The sequence below is a fragment of the Microbacterium murale genome (assembly GCF_014635185.1).
GTDB classification, from domain to species: Bacteria; Actinomycetota; Actinomycetes; order Actinomycetales; family Microbacteriaceae; genus Microbacterium; species Microbacterium murale.
The window spans coordinates 1-17,232 of sequence record NZ_BMCM01000002.1 but is presented as its reverse complement, the minus strand read 5'-3'; the positions used below and the strand labels follow the sequence as shown (position 1 = coordinate 17,232).

Annotated in this window: 19 protein-coding genes; 17 read left to right on the top strand and 2 right to left on the bottom strand. The window is 66.3% G+C overall.

The window, feature by feature from the left end; all coding sequences use genetic code 11:
• Positions 1 to 13: 13 nt before the first annotated feature.
• From rho to IEV67_RS06545, 3 genes are read left to right on the top strand one after another with little or no spacing between them, the layout of a single operon-like run.
• Complete coding sequence (rho, locus tag IEV67_RS06555) at positions 14 to 2,095, top strand: transcription termination factor Rho (protein ID WP_188435803.1); 2,082 nt, start codon at positions 14 to 16, stop codon at positions 2,093 to 2,095.
• A gap of 24 nt (positions 2,096 to 2,119) precedes the next feature.
• Positions 2,120 to 3,199, top strand: a complete 1,080-nt coding sequence (gene prfA / locus IEV67_RS06550; RefSeq protein WP_188435802.1) for a peptide chain release factor 1 — start codon at positions 2,120 to 2,122, stop codon at positions 3,197 to 3,199.
• A gap of 29 nt (positions 3,200 to 3,228) precedes the next feature.
• The gene (locus IEV67_RS06545) at positions 3,229 to 3,630 is read left to right on the top strand and encodes a phage holin family protein (RefSeq protein WP_188435801.1); all 402 of its coding nucleotides are present in this window, start codon (positions 3,229 to 3,231) and stop codon (positions 3,628 to 3,630) included.
• Between the two features lie 16 nt (positions 3,631 to 3,646).
• Here the strand turns inward: IEV67_RS06545 and epsC are convergent, their stop codons facing one another.
• Positions 3,647 to 4,219, bottom strand: a complete 573-nt coding sequence (gene epsC, locus IEV67_RS06540) for a serine O-acetyltransferase EpsC (protein WP_188435800.1) — start codon at positions 4,217 to 4,219, stop codon at positions 3,647 to 3,649.
• 7 nt (positions 4,220 to 4,226) lie between these two features.
• On the bottom strand, positions 4,227 to 5,165 hold the full coding sequence (gene cysK, locus IEV67_RS06535) for a cysteine synthase A (RefSeq protein ID WP_188435799.1): 939 nt from the start codon (positions 5,163 to 5,165) through the stop codon (positions 4,227 to 4,229).
• 109 nt (positions 5,166 to 5,274) lie between these two features.
• Here cysK and prmC point away from each other — a divergent pair, with 109 nt between their 5' ends.
• The 14 genes from prmC to IEV67_RS18945 form a co-directional block, all read left to right on the top strand.
• The gene (prmC, locus tag IEV67_RS06530) at positions 5,275 to 6,135 is read left to right on the top strand and encodes a peptide chain release factor N(5)-glutamine methyltransferase (protein WP_188435798.1); all 861 of its coding nucleotides are present in this window, start codon (positions 5,275 to 5,277) and stop codon (positions 6,133 to 6,135) included.
• Between the two features lie 47 nt (positions 6,136 to 6,182).
• A complete protein-coding gene (locus IEV67_RS06525; protein WP_188435797.1) occupies positions 6,183 to 6,872 on the top strand; it encodes an L-threonylcarbamoyladenylate synthase in 690 nt (229 codons plus the stop codon).
• Positions 6,869 to 8,080: an MraY family glycosyltransferase gene (locus IEV67_RS06520; RefSeq protein ID WP_188435796.1), complete on the top strand. Its 1,212-nt coding sequence runs from the start codon at positions 6,869 to 6,871 to the stop codon at positions 8,078 to 8,080. The genes IEV67_RS06525 and IEV67_RS06520 overlap by 4 nt, the downstream gene beginning before the upstream one ends.
• A complete protein-coding gene (locus IEV67_RS06515) occupies positions 8,077 to 8,559 on the top strand; it encodes a Cg1360 family ATP-synthase-associated protein (RefSeq protein ID WP_188435795.1) in 483 nt (160 codons plus the stop codon). Before IEV67_RS06520 ends, IEV67_RS06515 begins: the two co-directional genes overlap by 4 nt.
• A 138-nt stretch (positions 8,560 to 8,697) precedes the next feature.
• On the top strand, positions 8,698 to 9,498 hold the full coding sequence (atpB, locus tag IEV67_RS06510; protein WP_188435794.1) for a F0F1 ATP synthase subunit A: 801 nt from the start codon (positions 8,698 to 8,700) through the stop codon (positions 9,496 to 9,498).
• Positions 9,499 to 9,537: 39 nt separating this feature from the next.
• A complete protein-coding gene (gene atpE / locus IEV67_RS06505) occupies positions 9,538 to 9,786 on the top strand; it encodes a F0F1 ATP synthase subunit C (RefSeq protein WP_033104658.1) in 249 nt (82 codons plus the stop codon).
• 28 nt (positions 9,787 to 9,814) lie between these two features.
• A complete protein-coding gene (locus tag IEV67_RS06500; RefSeq protein ID WP_188435793.1) occupies positions 9,815 to 10,366 on the top strand; it encodes a F0F1 ATP synthase subunit B in 552 nt (183 codons plus the stop codon).
• A complete protein-coding gene (locus IEV67_RS06495) occupies positions 10,366 to 11,154 on the top strand; it encodes a F0F1 ATP synthase subunit delta (protein WP_188435792.1) in 789 nt (262 codons plus the stop codon). The genes IEV67_RS06500 and IEV67_RS06495 overlap by 1 nt, the downstream gene beginning before the upstream one ends.
• A 52-nt stretch (positions 11,155 to 11,206) precedes the next feature.
• Complete coding sequence (atpA, locus tag IEV67_RS06490; protein WP_188435791.1) at positions 11,207 to 12,847, top strand: F0F1 ATP synthase subunit alpha; 1,641 nt, start codon at positions 11,207 to 11,209, stop codon at positions 12,845 to 12,847.
• Between the two features lie 19 nt (positions 12,848 to 12,866).
• Positions 12,867 to 13,766 carry a F0F1 ATP synthase subunit gamma gene (locus IEV67_RS06485; protein ID WP_033104654.1) on the top strand — a complete coding sequence of 300 codons (900 nt, stop codon included), beginning with the start codon at positions 12,867 to 12,869 and terminating at the stop codon, positions 13,764 to 13,766.
• A gap of 23 nt (positions 13,767 to 13,789) precedes the next feature.
• Positions 13,790 to 15,241 carry a F0F1 ATP synthase subunit beta gene (gene atpD / locus IEV67_RS06480; RefSeq protein ID WP_188435790.1) on the top strand — a complete coding sequence of 484 codons (1,452 nt, stop codon included), beginning with the start codon at positions 13,790 to 13,792 and terminating at the stop codon, positions 15,239 to 15,241.
• A gap of 2 nt (positions 15,242 to 15,243) precedes the next feature.
• Entirely contained in the window at positions 15,244 to 15,504 is a 261-nt protein-coding gene (locus IEV67_RS06475) for a F0F1 ATP synthase subunit epsilon (protein ID WP_188435789.1), read from the top strand.
• Between the two features lie 97 nt (positions 15,505 to 15,601).
• Complete coding sequence (locus IEV67_RS06470; protein WP_188435788.1) at positions 15,602 to 16,348, top strand: YaaA family protein; 747 nt, start codon at positions 15,602 to 15,604, stop codon at positions 16,346 to 16,348.
• A gap of 143 nt (positions 16,349 to 16,491) precedes the next feature.
• A partial coding sequence (locus IEV67_RS18945; protein WP_229702849.1) for a hypothetical protein occupies positions 16,492 to 17,232 on the top strand: 741 nt, incomplete at its 3' end.

Genomic DNA, 17,232 nt, shown 5'->3' with positions numbered 1-17,232 from the left:
TGAGGGAGTACTCGTGGAGAATTTCTCCGAGACCCAGAACGACCAGGCATCGACCGCTGTTGAGGCGCCCGCCGCTGCAAGTGCAGATGCCGCATCCGCAGTGACCGAGGTCGCTGCACCCGAGAAGGCGCCGGCACGCAAGCGCGCGCCGCGCCGGGCGAACACCGCGACGGCCGCAGCGAAGGCCGAGCAGGCCGAGCAGGCCGAAGCCGCCAATGTCGCACCGGCCGCTGACGCCGCACCGGCCGCTGACGCTGCGCCGGCCGCAGACGCTGCCGCACCCAAGGCGAAGGCCCCGCGACGCAGCCGCGCCAAGAAGGCGGATGCCGCCGAGGCGCCGACCGACGCACCGGTTGCCGACGCTCCGACGTCGGACGCACCGGACGCAGCACCCTCGACTGCACCGCAGGCCGATTCCGCCGCTGACGGCTCAGCATCCGGCGACACACCTGCAGAGGCTGCACCGAAGACGACCGGTCGAGGCCGTCGCACCAAGAAGGCAGAGCCGTCCGCCGAGGCGACGACCGCCGCCGAGCCATCCACCGACGAATCCTCGAAGGACAAGTCGGCCGACGCCGCGCAGGACGAGAAGTCCACAGGCCGCAGCGCCGGCGGCGCCCAGGCCGACAACAAGCAGTCCGAGGGCAACCAGTCGCAGAACCGCCAGTCCGCAGCGAAGACCGACGCCGGCGACAGCAACGGCGCCGATTCCAGCGACGGTGAAGAGGGATCCGGCCGTGGTCGCAGCCGCAACCGCAGCCGCAACCGTGGCCGCAACGGTGGTCAGGACGCCCCGCAGCAGCAGCAGCAGAACGGCCCCTCCTCCGACGATGAGAACGGCAACGGCCGTGGCCGCCAGCGCAACAAGCGCCGCAGCGGCACGACGTCGGACGAGTTCGAGACCGAGATCGGCGAGGACGACGTGCTCATCCCGATCGCCGGCATCCTCGACGTGCTCGACAACTACGCGTTCGTGCGCACCACCGGCTACCTCGCCGGCGCCAGCGACGTCTACGTCTCGCTCGGCCAGGTCAAGAAGTACAACCTGCGCAAGGGCGACGCGATCGTCGGCGCGATCAAGCAGCCGCGCGAGAACGAGCAGCAGGGACGCCAGAAGTACAACGCCCTGGTGAAGGTCGACTCGGTGAACGGCCTGTCCGTCGAAGACGCAGCCACGCGCGTCGAGTTCGGCAAGCTCACGCCTCTGTACCCGCAGGAGCGCCTGCGCCTGGAGACGGCTCCTGAGAAGCTGACGCAGCGCATCATCGATCTGGTCGCCCCGATCGGCAAGGGTCAGCGCGGCCTGATCGTCGCGCCGCCCAAGGCCGGCAAGACGATCGTGCTTCAGCAGATCGCCAACGCCATCGCCCAGAACAACCCCGAGGTCCACCTCATGGTCGTCCTGGTCGACGAGCGCCCCGAAGAGGTCACCGACATGGAGCGCACGGTGAAGGGCGAGGTCATCGCCTCGACCTTCGACCGTCCGGCCGAAGACCACACCACGGTCGCCGAGCTCGCCATCGAGCGTGCCAAGCGCCTGGTCGAGCTGGGGCGCGACGTCGTCGTGCTGCTCGACTCGATCACGCGCCTCGGCCGTGCCTACAACATCGCCACCCCCACCTCGGGTCGCGTGCTCACCGGTGGTGTGGATGCCGCAGCGCTGTACCCGCCCAAGCGCTTCTTCGGTGCTGCGCGCAACATCGAGAACGGCGGATCGCTCACGATCCTCGCCACCGCGCTCGTCGAGACCGGGTCCAAGATGGACGAGGTCATCTTCGAGGAGTTCAAGGGCACCGGCAACAGCGAGCTGCGCCTGTCGCGTCAGCTCGCCGACAAGCGCATCTTCCCGGCCGTCGACATCAATGCGTCGAGCACCCGTCGCGAGGAGATGCTCCTGTCCGCCGACGAGGTCAAGATCACGTGGAAGCTGCGCCGCGCACTCGCCGGTCTCGATCAGCAGCAGGCCCTCGAGGTCGTCCTCGGCAAGCTGAAGGAGACGAACTCGAACGTGGAGTTCCTCGTGCAGATGCAGAAGTCGATGCCTGCACCCGCAGCCGGCGGCTCCAGCCACAGCCACGAGAACAACATCCGCTGATCCGACGCTGATCGGAGCATAGGCGTGTTCGAATCCGTCCAGAGCCTCATCGACGAACACCGCCGGGTGCAGGAGGAGCTCTCCGACCCGGCGGTGCACGCCGACGCCGGACGGGCGAAACGCGTCAACCGTCGCTACGCCGAACTCAGCCGTATCGTCGCAGCCTACGATCTCTGGGTCGAGGCATCCGAAGACCTTGACGCGGCGCGCGAGCTGGCCAAGGAGGACGACGCGTTCGCCGAGGAGGTGCCGGGTCTGGAAGAGGGGCTGGCACTGGCTCAGGAGAAGCTGCGACGACTGCTCATCCCGCGTGACCCTGACGACGCCCGTGACGTGATCATGGAGATCAAGGCGGGGGAGGGCGGCGCCGAATCGGCGCTGTTCGCCGCCGACCTTCTGCGGATGTACATCCAGTACGCCGCGCACAAGGGGTGGAAGACCGAGCTGCTCGAGCGCAACGAGTCCGACCTCGGCGGCTACAAGGACGTCCAGATCGCGATCAAGGGCTCCTCGGCGGACCCCGCACAGGGCGTCTGGGCGCACCTGAAGTACGAGGGCGGCGTGCACCGCGTGCAGCGGGTGCCGGCGACCGAGTCGCAGGGCCGCATCCACACCTCCACCACTGGCGTGCTGGTCTTCCCCGAGGTCGACGAGCCGGACGAGGTCGAGATCAGTCAGAATGATCTCAAGATCGACGTGTATCGCTCGTCCGGTCCCGGCGGGCAGTCGGTCAACACCACCGACTCGGCCGTGCGCATCACGCACCTTCCCACCGGCATCGTGGTCGCCATGCAGAACGAGAAGTCGCAGCTGCAGAACCGCGAGGCAGGCATGCGCGTGCTGCGTGCGCGCATCCTCGCACGGCGACAGGAAGAGCTGGATGCCGCGGCATCCGACGCCCGAAAGTCGCAGATCCGCGGCATGGACCGCTCAGAGCGCATCCGCACCTACAACTTCCCCGAGAACCGGATCGCAGACCACCGCACAGGATTCAAGGCGTACAACCTCGATCAGGTGATGGACGGCGCGCTCGATCCGATCATCGAGAGCGCGATCACCGCAGACGAAGAGGCGCGCCTCGCCGCGGTGGGCCAGGACTCCTGACCGCGGGACCCGAGCGCTAGGATCGGGGCGTGATCACGCTCCTGTTCCGCACGCTCATCTATCTCGTCTCGGCGGGAATCGGGCTCATCGTCGCCGACCTCGTCCTGCCCGGGTTCCAGATCCAATGGGACAAGTGGTGGGGCTTCGTCATCTGCATCGTCATCTTCGCGATCCTGCAGAGCATCCTGAGCCCATGGATCGCCAAGCTCGCCGATCGCTATGCACCCGTGCTGATGGGCGGTATCGGCATCTTCTCGACCCTCGTCGCGCTGATCGTCGTCGTGCTGCTGCCGATCGGCGGTCTGCGCATCGTCGATGTCACAGGCTGGCTGCTCGGCGCGGTGATCGTCTGGCTGATCTCGGCGATCGGCACCGTGCTGCTGCCGCTGATCTTCCTCAAGCGCGAGGTGAAGGAGCGTCGCAAGCGCTGACGGGGCGGGGGGACTCTCAGATCGAGTAGTCGGATACGACGCGCAGGTCTGAGAAGTCGTCGTGATCGCTGCGACGGCGGGCCTTGGCGGGGACGCCGACGAGGATGCTGTCGCTCGGGGCATCCTTCGTGACGACGGCGTTGGCTCCGACGACGGTGTTGGTTCCGACCGTGATGGGCCCCAGGATCTTCGCCCCTGCACCGACGACGACGCCGTTCGCGAGCGTCGGATGACGCTTGCCCGTCGCGTCTCGCGTGCGGCCGCCGAGCGTGACGCCGTGGTAGAGCATGACGTCGTCTCCGAGTTCGGCCGTCTCGCCGATCACGACGCCCATGCCGTGATCGATGAAGAAGCGTCGACCGATCTTCGCGCCGGGGTGGATCTCGATCCCGGTGAGCCAGCGTGAGATCTGCGAACCCGCACGGGCGAGCAGACGAGCGTCTCGGCGCCAGAGTCCATGCCAGACCCGATGCCACCAGATCGCATGCAGCCCCGGGTAGAGCAGTACCAGTTCAAGGCCGCTGCGTGCGGCAGGGTCGCGAAGGCGCGCGGCCGAGACGTCCTCGCGCATTCGCCCGATCATGCCCATGTATGCGTCAGCTCTCGCGCAGATCCTCGAACAGCGCGGTCGAGATGTAGCGCTCCCCGGTGTCCGGCATGACGACGACGATGGTCTTGCCGGCGTTCTCCGGCCGTGCGGCGACCTGCAACGCGGCGGAGAGCGCGGCGCCTGAGGACATCCCGACGAGAAGGCCCTCCTTGGCGGCGAGATCGCGAGCGAGGCGCAGCGACTCGTCGAAGTCCACGGCGATGACCTCGTCGAGCACATCGCGGTCGAGCACATCTGGAACGAAGTTCGGGCCGATGCCCTGGATCTTGTGCGGCCCGGGGTGGCCCTCGGTGAGCACGGGGGAGTCCTTGGGCTCCACGGCGATCACCTTCACATCGGGCTTGGCCGCCTTGAGCGCCTGACCGGTGCCGGTGACGGTGCCGCCGGTGCCGACGCCGGCGATGAAGATGTCGATGTCGCCGTCGGTGTCGCGGAGGATCTCCTGCGCTGTGGTCTCGCGGTGGATCTGCGGGTTCGCCGCGTTCTCGAACTGCTTGATCCAGACGGCTCCGGGTGTGTCGGCGACGATCTTCTTCGTCTCCTCGATCGCGCCGCTCATGCCCTTGGTCGGGTCGGAGAGCACGATCTCGGCGCCGAACGCCTTGAGCAGCACTCGGCGCTCCTTCGACATCGACGCCGGCATCGTCAGGATGACCTTGTAACCGCGTGCTGCGCCGACCATCGCGAGGGCGATGCCGGTGTTGCCGCTGGTCGACTCGACGATCGTCCCGCCGGGCTTCAGCTCACCCGACGCCTCCGCGGCGTTGATCATCGCGATGCCGATGCGGTCCTTCACGCTGGACGCCGGGTTGTAGTACTCGAGCTTCGCCAGAACAGTGGCCCCGACGCCCTCGGTGACGCGGTTCAGCCGAACCAGCGGCGTGTTGCCGAAAGCGGTCGTGATGTCGGAATGGATGCCGGACATGTGCGGGCCTTTCGTTCGTGGAACGGTGCATCGCAAGCCTATTCGAGGAGGTGCATCCCGGGCGCATTTGTGTCAGGTGACGGCACAGACCGCACCGTACGCTGAGAGGATGGCCGAAATGACCCTCGCAGCTGTCGTCCGCTCCGCCGCCGAGCGTCTTGCCATGGCCGGCGTGCCAGACCCGCTCGTCGATGCCGAGCTGCTGGCCGGTCACATCCGGGGGCTGCGCCGGGGCGCGGTGCAGGCTGCGATCGTTCGCGGTGACACCGTCGGCGAGCAGGAGGTCGCCGCCTTCGAGGCCCTGGTCACGCGCCGTGCGGCGCGCGAGCCCCTGCAGCACCTGACCGGCGTTGCGCCGTTCCGCCACCTCGAGCTCGCGGTCGGTCCCGGTGTATTCGTGCCGCGGCCCGAGACGGAGATCGTCGCCCAGTTCGCGATCGACGCGCTGTCCAACGCCGCGGACCCGGCGCCGATCGGTGTGGATCTGTGCACGGGGAGCGGCGCGATCGCCATGGCCATGGCGACCGAAGTGCCGCACTCCCGTGTCTTCGCCGTCGAGCTCTCGCCCGACGCGCATGCGTGGGCCGCCCGCAACACCGCGGACGCCGAGAACCTCACTCTCGTGCAGGGAGACCTGGCCGACTCGCTCGAAGAGCTCGACGGCACGGCATCCGTCGTGATCTCGAATCCGCCGTACGTGCCGGATGATGCGATCCCTCGGGACCCGGAAGTGCGGATGTTCGACCCCGCGATGGCCCTGTACGGCGGGCCGGACGGCCTCGACATCGTGCGGGTGCTGAGCCGGAGGGCGCTGGCGCTTCTCCGGCCGGGCGGTCTGCTGGTCATCGAGCATGGCGAGCTTCAAGGCCATGCCATCCGCAGTATTCTCTCCGCCGACGGGTGGCGGGCGTCGAGGACCCATCCCGATCTGACGCACCGCGACAGGGCGACGACGGCTCTGCGCCCTTGAGCACTCCGCAGGCTCGGCCGTGCTCGTGCACCTAGAATGGTGGGGTCATGTCCTCTGTCTTCGATTGCCGCGATGAGGCACAGCTGCTCGCCGGAATGCGCCACGCTCGTCAGGCGATCGCCCGTGGCGAGCTCATCGTCATGCCCACAGACACGGTCTACGGCGTCGCCGCCGACGCGTTCACGCCCTCTGCCGTTCAGCGGCTGCTGGCTGCGAAGGGTCGTGGCCGCAATCAGCCGCCGCCCGTGCTCGTGGCGGGTCAGGCAGCGCTTGCAGCCCTCGTGGAGGAGATCCCGGAGCCGGTGCAGAACCTCGTCGACGAGTTCTGGCCCGGCGGGCTGACCATTGTCCTGCCCGCGCAGCCTTCGCTCGCGTGGGATCTCGGCGACACGCTGGGAACCGTCGCGGTGCGCATGCCCGACCAGCGAGTGGCGCTCGAGCTGCTCGAGGAGACCGGTCCTCTCGCGGTGTCGAGCGCGAACCTCACCGGCGAGGCCGCTGCCATCTCCGCCGAAGACGCGGAGCGGATGCTGGGCGACAGCGTCGCCGTGTATCTCGACGGCGGCATGAGCGCGACGGGCGTGGCCTCAACGATCATCGACGCCACTTCGCTCGTTCGTCGTGGCGACGACGCGGGGGACCCGAGAATCCGGCTCCTTCGTGAGGGCGCCGTGACGATGAAGCAGCTTCGCGGCGTCATCGGCGAGCTGCTCGATGCGCCGGACGGCGCGGCGTGAAGCAATACCTCTTCACGATCATCCTCACAGCGACCGTCACGCTCGTGATGTCATGGGTGGTCTGGCAGCTCAGCTTGCGCTTCAAGCTGTATCCCGGCATCCGAGAACGCGACGTGCACACGACGCCGACGCCGCGGCTCGGGGGAGTGGCGATGTTCCTCGGCATCGCCGCGGCCATCGGCGTATCCGCGGCGAATCCGTTCTTCAGCATCATGTGGGTGCCGCCGCAGACGATGTGGGCCGTGCTCGGCGCCGCACTGCTCATCGCCGTCATCGGCGTGATCGATGACCTGTGGGATCTCGACTGGTTCATCAAACTCGGCGTGCAGTTCCTCGCCGCCGGGATCATCACGGTGTTCGGAGGTCTGCAGATCCTCTCGCTGCCACTCGGGGAGATGGTCATCGTCTCGAGCTGGCTGAGCATCGCCGTGACGATGTTCGCGATCGTCGTCGTGATGAACGCGGTCAACTTCATCGACGGACTCGACGGACTCGTCGCGGGCGTCTGCCTGATCGCCAACGGCGTGTTCTTCGCCTATTCGTACATCCTGACGCGTGACACGGGCACCAGCAGCTACTTCAACCTGGCATCGTTCCTCGCCGCCGTCGTGATCGGCGCCTGCATCGGATTCCTGCCGTTGAACTGGAGCCCGGCGAAGCTGTTCATGGGCGACTCGGGAGCCCTGGTGATCGGCCTGCTGATGGCGACATCCGCGATCGCGCTCACCGGCCAGATGTCCTCGAGTGCGATGGATCCGGAGGAGTTCGGCCGCTCGCAGCTGCTCGGAGCCTTCATCCCGATCCTGCTGCCGCTCGTGGTCGTCATGCTGCCGCTGCTCGATTTCGGTCTCGCCGTGTTCCGGCGGATGAGGGCAGGCAGGTCGCCCTTCTCGCCGGATCGCAAGCACCTGCACCATCGGATGCTCGATCTGGGTCATCGCGACCGCGACGCCGTGCTGATCTTCTACGCATGGACGGCCGTGATCTCTCTCGCCGTGCTGCTGATGTACATCGGATCGCGTGAGGACTGGCCCGGTCAGTACCTTCCCGGTGTCGCCTTCGGCGTGGTGGGGGTCGCAGCCTGCCTCCTCGTCACCCTGCTTCCCACGCGTCGCGCTCCGAGCGTGCCGACCGATCTGCCACCCACCGATCCTTCAGCCACTGATCCTTCAGCCACCGTGCCGACACCTTCTCCGGAGAACCGATGAGCGACACACCGAAACGTCCGACGCCCGCGATCACCTCGATGCTGCGGCAGGTGCTGATCTGGACGGGCATCGCCGCCATCGTGCTCGTCATCCTCGGCGGGGGCATCGGCTTCCTCGTCGCCGGCACCGACGGGCTGTGGAGCGGGTTGGCCGGCGTCGCTCTCGCGATCGTCTTCCTGGCGCTGACTCCGCTGAGCGTGCTGATCGCGAACCGCTGGTACGGCCGGGAGATGTTCGCGACGGTCTTCTTCGCAATCGTGATGGGCAGCTGGCTGCTCAAGCTGGTCGTCTTCGTCGTCGCGATCGTGATCCTGCGCGGACAGGACTGGGTCGTCCCGCTGATCATCTTCCTCGCCCTTGTGGCGGGAATCGTGGTGAGCCTGGTGATCGACGCCGTCGTGTTCACGAGGATGCGCATGCCGTATGCCTCGGAGGTCTCGCTGCCGGAAACCAATCCGGAGGATCGCGAGGATTCGTGACGCTGGGAAAATCTTGATAGTCTGATTCCGGGTTCGCTGGGCGAGCTTTCGCGTCGTGCGAGATGCTCCGACTCAGCTAGAACTCCCCACCCAAATCGTCGCGTCGATCCAGGTCGATGCCCCGAAGCTGGAGCAACGTTGACTCACGCCGCGAGCCTCCTCGTCCGTCTCGCAACGGATGAATTCCACCCACCGTCGATCGCAGAGTTCTTCCCGGAGATCCTCTTCTCGATCGGCCCGCTCTCGGTGCACCGCATCCACCTGGTGCAGTTCCTGGCGACAATCGTCGTGGTGCTCATCCTCTGGCTCGGCACGCGCAAGCTCAAGCTGGTCCCCGGCCGCGGCCAGGGCGTCATCGAGATGCTCTTCGACCTCGTCCGCGTCAACATCGCGCACGACATGATCGGCAAGAAGGACGGCGACCGCTTCCTCCCGCTGCTCACCACGATCTTCTTCATGGTGCTGTTCATGAACATCACGGGTGTCATCCCGTTCCTGAACATCGCAGGAACGAGCATCATCGCCGTGCCGCTGATGCTCGCGGTGATCTCGTATGTCGCGTTCATCTACGCCGGCGTGCGCAAGGGCGTCTGGCACTTCATCCGCAACTCGCTCTTCCCGCCCGGAGTGCCGCCGTTCCTGTACATCATCGTCGCGCCGCTGGAGTTCATCTCGACCTTCATCGTCCGGCCGGTCACGCTCACGCTGCGACTGCTGATGAACATGATGGTCGGCCACCTCATGCTGGTGCTGTTCTTCGCAGCGACCCAGTTCTTCATCTTCTCGATGGGCGGCTTCTGGTCGGTGCTGGGAGCGGGAACGCTCGCCTTCGGCTTCGCCTTCACAGCCTTCGAGATCCTGGTGGCATTCCTCCAGGCCTACGTCTTCACCATCCTCACCGCGGTCTACATCCAGCTCGCAGTCGCGGACGAACACTAATCGGGGCGCGCCAGCTCCCCTCAATGAAAGGAAACACCTGTGGATCCCAACTCGGTTCTTGCAGCCATCAACATCGACATCACCGGCTCGATCGCCAACGTCGGCTACGGCCTGGCAGCAATCGGCCCGGCCATCGGTGTGGGCATCGTCGTCGGCAAGACGATCGAGGGCATCGCTCGCCAGCCTGAGCTGTCCGGCAAGCTTCAGGGCACCATGTGGATCGGTATCGCCTTCACCGAGGCGCTCGCGTTCGTCGGCATCGGCGTCGCGTTCCTCTTCGGCTACTGATCCTCTCACCCACACGTAAGGAGACAGGATGCTGAACGCTCTTGTCACGCTCGCAGCCGAGGAGGCGGAGCACAACCCGCTTCTGCCGGCGATGTACGACATCGTCTGGTCAGCGGTCTGCTTCGTCATCATCCTGATCGTGGCCTGGAAGGTCGCTCTCCCGAATGTGGCGAGGATGCTCGACGAGCGCTCCGCCGCCATCGAGGGCAACATCGCCAAGGCCGACGAAGCGCAGAAGCAGGCGGAGGCGGCTCTCGAGGAGTACACGCGTCAGCTCGCCGAGGCTCGTACCGAGGCCGGTGAGATCCGTGAGGCTGCCCGTGAGGACGGCAAGAAGATCGTCGCCGAGGCGAAGGATGCCGCGACCGCAGAGGCCGCACGCGTCACCGCCGCCGCTCACGCGCAGATCGAGGCGGAGCGTCAGACGACGCTCGTCGCGCTGCGCTCCGAGGTCGGCACGCTCGCGATCGACCTCGCCGGCGGGGTGGTCGGCGAGACTCTCTCGGATGATGCTCGTGCGACCGCTGTCGTGGATCGCTTCCTCGCAGACCTCGAGGCGTCAGAAAAGGCGGCCAAGTAATGGGCAGCGCGACCACTCAGGCACTCGCGGCTTCGACGGCGGCCCTCGCTCAGGCGAAGGACGTCACCCTCGACACGGCCGGTGAGCTCTTCACCGTGGCGCGTCTGGTGGGCGAATCCGGTCAGCTGAGCGGCGCGCTGGCTGACCCGGCTGCTCCTGCGGGCCTGCGTGAGCAGGTCGTCGCGACGGTCTTCGGCACGCTGTCGGACACCACGCGCCGCGTGCTCGCTGCTGCTGTCGGGGAGAGGTGGTCCAACGTGGACGGCCTCGTCTCCGGGATCGAGGAACTCGCGATCCGCGCCGCAGCCATCGCCGAGCCAACCGTCGACATCGAAGGCGAGCTGTTCTCGTTCCTCCGCGTCATCGCCGCGAACCCGGAGCTCGAGCTCGCGCTCGGAACCCGGTTGGGCGACGACGATGCGAAGGGCGCGCTCGTCGAGAAGCTGATCGGCGGCGCGGCGAGCACACCGACGACGCTGATCGTGTCCTCGCTCGTCCGGCAGCCACGCGGACGTCGCGTTCGTCAGCTGCTGAGCCGTGCGATGAAGATCGTCTCGGCGCAGGGCGACCGCATCGTGGCCACGGTGCAGACCGCGACGCCACTGTCCGCCGCTCAGCGCACCCGCCTCGGCGACGCGCTGGCAGCGCGCTATGACGGCCAGGTCTCGATCAACGAAGTGATCGACCCCACCGTCGTGGGCGGACTGCGTGTGCAGATCGCCGATGACATCATCGACGGCAGCATCTCCGCGCGGCTCGCCGATCTTCGACAGAAGCTCGCGGGCTAATACGACTTCGCGCGGGGAACCGCGCAGACTCTCTCAATACAAAGGGAAGACAATGGCAGAACTATCGATCAGCCCCGACGTCATCCGTGACGCGCTGAAGGACTTCGCCGCTGCGTACGAGCCCACAGGCGCGGCAGCGACCGAAGTCGGCACCGTCATCGACGCGGCAGACGGCATCGCCCACATCGAGGGGCTGCCGGGCGTCATGGCGAACGAGCTCCTGACGTTCGACAACGGCACGCAGGGCCTCGCGTTGAACCTCGACGAGAGCGAGATCGGCACTGTGGTGCTCGGCGACTTCGCCGGGATCCAGGCCGGTCAGGAAGTCCGCCGCACCGGTGAGGTCCTCTCGGTCGCTGTCGGCGACGGCTATCTCGGACGCGTGGTCGACCCGCTCGGCAACCCGATCGACGGTCTCGGCGAGATCGCCTCGGAGGGACGTCGCGAGCTCGAGCTGCAGGCACCGGGTGTCATGCAGCGCAAGAGCGTGCACGAGCCGATGCAGACCGGTATCAAGGCCATCGACGCCATGATCCCCGTCGGTCGCGGCCAGCGTCAGCTCATCATCGGTGACCGCCAGACCGGCAAGACGGCCATCGCGATCGACACGATCATCAACCAGAAGGACAACTGGGCATCCGGTGACGTGAACAAGCAGGTTCGCTGCATCTACGTCGCCATCGGTCAGAAGGGTTCTACGATCGCCTCCGTCAGGGGCGCGCTCGAGGACGCCGGCGCGATGGAGTACACCACGATCGTCGCCGCTCCGGCATCCGATCCCGCCGGCTTCAAGTACATCGCGCCCTACACGGGTTCCGCGATCGGCCAGCACTGGATGTACAGCGGCAAGCACGTCCTCATCATCTTCGATGACCTGTCGAAGCAGGCAGAGGCCTACCGTGCAGTCTCCCTCCTCCTGCGCCGTCCGCCGGGCCGCGAGGCATACCCGGGTGACGTCTTCTACCTGCACTCCCGTCTGCTGGAGCGTTGCGCGAAGCTGTCCGACGAGCTCGGTGCCGGTTCCATGACGGGCCTCCCGATCATCGAGACCAAGGCGAACGATGTCTCGGCGTACATCCCGACCAACGTGATCTCGATCACCGACGGCCAGATCTTCCTGCAGTCCGACCTCTTCAACGCCAACCAGCGTCCGGCGGTCGACGTGGGTATCTCGGTCTCCCGCGTGGGTGGTGACGCTCAGGTCAAGTCGATCAAGAAGGTGTCCGGAACGCTGAAGCTGGAGCTTGCGCAGTACCGCTCGCTCGAGGCCTTCGCGATGTTCGCGAGCGACCTCGACGCGACTTCACGTCGTCAGCTCGATCGAGGTGCGCGTCTGACCGAGCTGCTCAAGCAGCCGCAGTACTCGCCGTACCCCGTCGAAGACCAGGTCGTGTCGATCTGGGCCGGCACCAAGGGCAAGCTCGACAAGCTCGAGGTCTCCGACGTGCTGCGCTTCGAGCGCGAGCTTCTCGACCACCTGCGACGCAACACCAAGGTGCTCGACACCCTGCGAGAGACGAACGTCCTCGATGACGACACCGCGGCCGAACTGGAGAAGCAGGTCGATGCGTTCCTGCTCGAGTTCCAGGGCGGCAAGGGCCAGTCCATCGGCGCCGTGGGCCATGAGGAGCACGCGGCCCAGGATGTGGATGACGTCAACCAGGAGAAGATCGTCAAGGGTCGTCGCGCTTAATCGCGTGAGGTACTGAAACATGGGCGCTCAACTCAGGGTCTACAAGCAGAAGATCTCTTCTGCTCAGACGACCAAGAAGATCACGAAGGCGATGGAACTCATCGCGGCTTCGCGCATTCAGAAGGCGATGGCGCGCGTGCGCGCGTCGTCGCCCTTCGCTCGGGCCGTCACGCAGGCTGTCTCCGCCGTCGCGACGTACTCCAATGTCGACCACCCGCTCACGCGTGAGCCGGAGACGATCCGCCGGTCCGCCGTCGTGGTCTTCTCCTCCGACCGCGGCCTCGCGGGTGCCTTCAACTCGCAGATCCTCCGCGAGGCGATGGAAGTGGGCGAGCTGATCCGTTCTCAGGGCAGCGAGCCGGTGTACTACCTCGTCGGTCGCAAGGCCGTCGGATACTTCCAGTTCCGTGGCATCAAGGCCGCTGCAGAGTGGACAGGCGACACGGACACTCCGCAGTTCAAGACGGCTGAGGAGATCTCGGCCACACTGCTTGAGGCGTTCAACCGCGGCGGTGAAGACGGCGGCGTGGACGAGCTCCACCTCGTCTACAACCGCTTCGTCAGCATGATGACGCAGTCGCCTGAGACGGTGCGCCTGCTTCCGCTGGAGATCGTCGAGAACACCGAAGCCGCCGAGCCGAGCGGAGCGGTGTATCCGCTCTACGAGTTCGAGCCGGATGCCGAGACCGTTCTCGATGCGATCCTGCCGGTGTATCTGCAGAGCCGCATCTTCAACGCTCTGCTGCAGTCGTCGGCCGCCAAGCAGGCCGCGACGCAGAAGGCGATGAAGTCCGCCAGCGACAATGCCGACAAGCTCATCACCGACTACACCCGCCTGCGCAACAACGCGCGTCAGGCGGAGATCACGCAGCAGATCGCTGAGATCGTCGGCGGCGCCGACGCCCTCTCGAGCAAATAGACCATCAAGAAAGAGACGAAGATATGACCCCCACCGCCACAGCTGAGGCTGGGACCGCGGTCGTCGGGCGCGTCGCACGCGTCACGGGCCCGGTCGTCGATATCGAGTTCCCGCACGACTCGATTCCTGACATCTACAACGCGCTGAAGACCACCATCGTCATCGGTGAGGAGTCGACTGAGATCACGCTCGAGGTCGCACAGCACCTCGGCGACGACCTGGTCCGCGCGATCGCGCTCAAGCCCACCGACGGCATCGTCCGCGGCCAGGAAGTACGCGACACCGGCGAGCCGATCTCGGTTCCCGTCGGCGACGTCACCAAGGGCCGCGTCTTCAACGTCATCGGCGAGGTGCTCAACGCCGAGCCTGGCGAGCAGATCGAGATCACGGAGCGCTGGCCGATCCACCGTTCGGCTCCGCCCTTCGACCAGCTCGAGTCGAAGACCCAGATGTTCGAGACCGGCATCAAGTCGATCGACCTCCTCACCCCGTACGTGCTCGGTGGAAAGATCGGCCTCTTCGGTGGTGCAGGTGTCGGCAAGACCGTCCTCATCCAGGAGATGATCCAGCGCGTCGCACAGAACCACGGTGGTGTCTCGGTGTTCGCCGGAGTCGGTGAGCGCACCCGTGAGGGCAACGACCTCATCGCCGAGATGGAAGAGGCGGGCGTCTTCGACAAGACTGCGCTCGTCTTCGGCCAGATGGACGAGCCGCCGGGAACGCGTCTGCGCGTCGCACTGTCGGCTCTGACGATGGCGGAGTACTTCCGTGACGTGCAGAAGCAGGACGTGCTGCTGTTCATCGACAACATCTTCCGCTTCACGCAGGCGGGTTCCGAGGTCTCCACGCTGCTGGGCCGTATGCCCTCCGCCGTGGGCTACCAGCCGAACCTCGCCGACGAGATGGGCCTCCTCCAGGAGCGCATCACCTCGACGCGCGGTCACTCGATCACCTCTCTGCAGGCGATCTACGTCCCCGCCGATGACTACACCGACCCGGCTCCGGCGACGACCTTCGCGCACCTCGACGCGACGACCGAGCTCAGCCGCGAGATCGCATCGAAGGGCCTCTACCCGGCCATCGACCCGCTGACCTCGACGTCGCGCATCATGGACCCCCGCTACCTGGGCGAGGACCACTACCGCGTCGCGACGACGGTCAAGCAGATCCTCCAGAAGAACAAGGAGCTGCAGGAGATCATCGCGATCCTCGGTGTCGACGAGCTCTCCGAAGAGGACAAGATCGTCGTGTCGCGTGCACGTCGCATCCAGCAGTTCCTCTCGCAGAACACCTACATGGCGAAGAAGTTCACCGGTGTCGAGGGCTCGACGGTCCCGCTCAAGGAGACCATCGAGTCGTTCGATGCGATCGCCAAGGGTGACTTCGATCACGTCGCTGAGCAGGCCTTCTTCAACGTCGGTGGCATCTCCGACGTCGAAGAGCGCTGGGCGCAGCTCCAGAAGGAGAACGGCTGATCATGGCGCTGAACGTCAGCCTCGTCTCCGCGGACGCGGAGGTCTGGACGGGAGAAGCGACTCTCGTCGTCGCCAAGACCGTCGAGGGCGAGATCGGCATCATGAGCGGTCACGAGCCGATCCTTGCGATCCTCGCCGAGGGTCAGGTGCGCATCACGCGCGCCGATGGCAGCAAGGTCCTTGCGAACGCGCAGGACGGCTTCCTCTCCATGGAAGGCAGCCAGCTGACGATCGTCGCCGGCAACGCGGCTCTCATCGCCTGAACCATTTCATCGCGGACGCGTCCGCCTGTCAGCCTCGAGTTGACAGGCGGGCGCGTTCTCGTCTGTCGTCACCCACCGGATTCGCCACTTTGAGCCCATGAAGATACTTCTCCCTCCCTCCGAGACCAAGCGCCCCGGCGGCTCAGGTGCGCCGCTGGCGATCGAATCCCTCGCGCTGCCTGCTCTGGCCCCCGAACGTGCCGCCGTCGTGGCGGCGCTCGTGGAACTCGCGGCGGATCCGACTTCCGCGAGACGCGTGCACAAACTCAGCGACGGTCAACTCGGAGACATCGATCACAATGCCGCTCTGGGTTCCGCGCCGACCATGGCTGCGGTCGACCGCTACACCGGCGTTCTCTACGATGCCCTGGATGCGACGTCGTTGGATGCCGCGGCGAGGCGGTGGCTGGACAGGCACGTGTGGATCCATTCGGCGCCGTTCGGCCCGATCGCCGCGCTCGATGCGATTCCGATGTATCGGCTCGCCGCAGGCACATCGCTTCCCGGGATAGCGCCGTTGCGTCGACACTGGTCACGCGCGACGTCAGAGGCCATGGCTCAAGACGCGCCAGGGTTCGTCCTCGACCTGCGCAGCGAGGCCTATGTCGCGCTCGGGCCGGTACCGGCATCCTTCTCGTATGCATACGTGCGCGTCGTGACAGCTGAAGGGCGTGCGCTCAACCACTTCAACAAGAAGGCCAAGGGCGAGTTCGTGCGAGCGCTGGCCGAGGATCGACCCCGAGTGCGTTCCCTCGCATCCCTGCGGGGATGGGCGCATGCGCGGTCGATCACTCTCCGGCTGGCAGAGCAGGCCGGTGTGATCGAACTCGTGACCGAGTCCTGAGCGTCATGCCGACACATGACGGCGCGGGTGAGCGTGTCATTGCCAGTGAGCGGATGACCCCGCTACCATGGCCAATGCGCGAAGCTCAGGCTTCGTAACCGGGGGGCGAGGTTCGCTCCCTGTCTTCAAGGATTGAGAGTCTCATGTCCTCCTACGATTCCCAAGGCCTCGCGATACTCGGGGTGGTGTACCTCGTGGGGTTCCTCATCGCCGTCGCCATCTACGTCATCGGTTCGATCTTCATGATGAAGGTCTTCGAAAAGGCCGGCGTCCAGGGCAAATGGCGCGCGTGGATCCCGGTCTACAACAGCATGGTGTTCCTCAAGCTGGGTGACCTCAGTCCGTGGTTGTTCCTGTACGCGATCGGTGCCACGATCGTGCTCGGTTGGATCCCGGTGATCGGCCAGGTTCTCGGCCTGGCATCCTTCGCCCTGATGACCCTCGCCGCTTACCGCATCGGTCTCAAGCTCGGCAAGACTCCGGCCTGGGTGGTGCTGTATGCCCTGGGTATCATCACCGCCGGCATCACGTCTCTCATCTGGCTCGGCATCAACGCGTTCGACAAGTCGCGCTGGAACCCGCAGATCGCGCCGTCTCCGTGGGGAGGCAACGCGTTCTTCGCCGACCGCACCGCATGGGACGGCATCCCGGTGCAGCCGTCTGCGCAGGTCGCACCCGGTGCGGCCCCCGGCTACGGCGCCGCCCCGCAGGGATACGCTCCGCCGCAGGGCTATCAGCAGCCTGCTCCGGGTTACCAGCAGCCCGCTGCGCCCGGATACCAGCCGCCGGCTTCCCCCGGGTACCAGCCGCCGGCTGGCCCCGCCACGCCTCCCGCAGCGCCCGCGTCGCCCGTGACGCCTCCGCCGGCTGCCCCGGCCACGCCG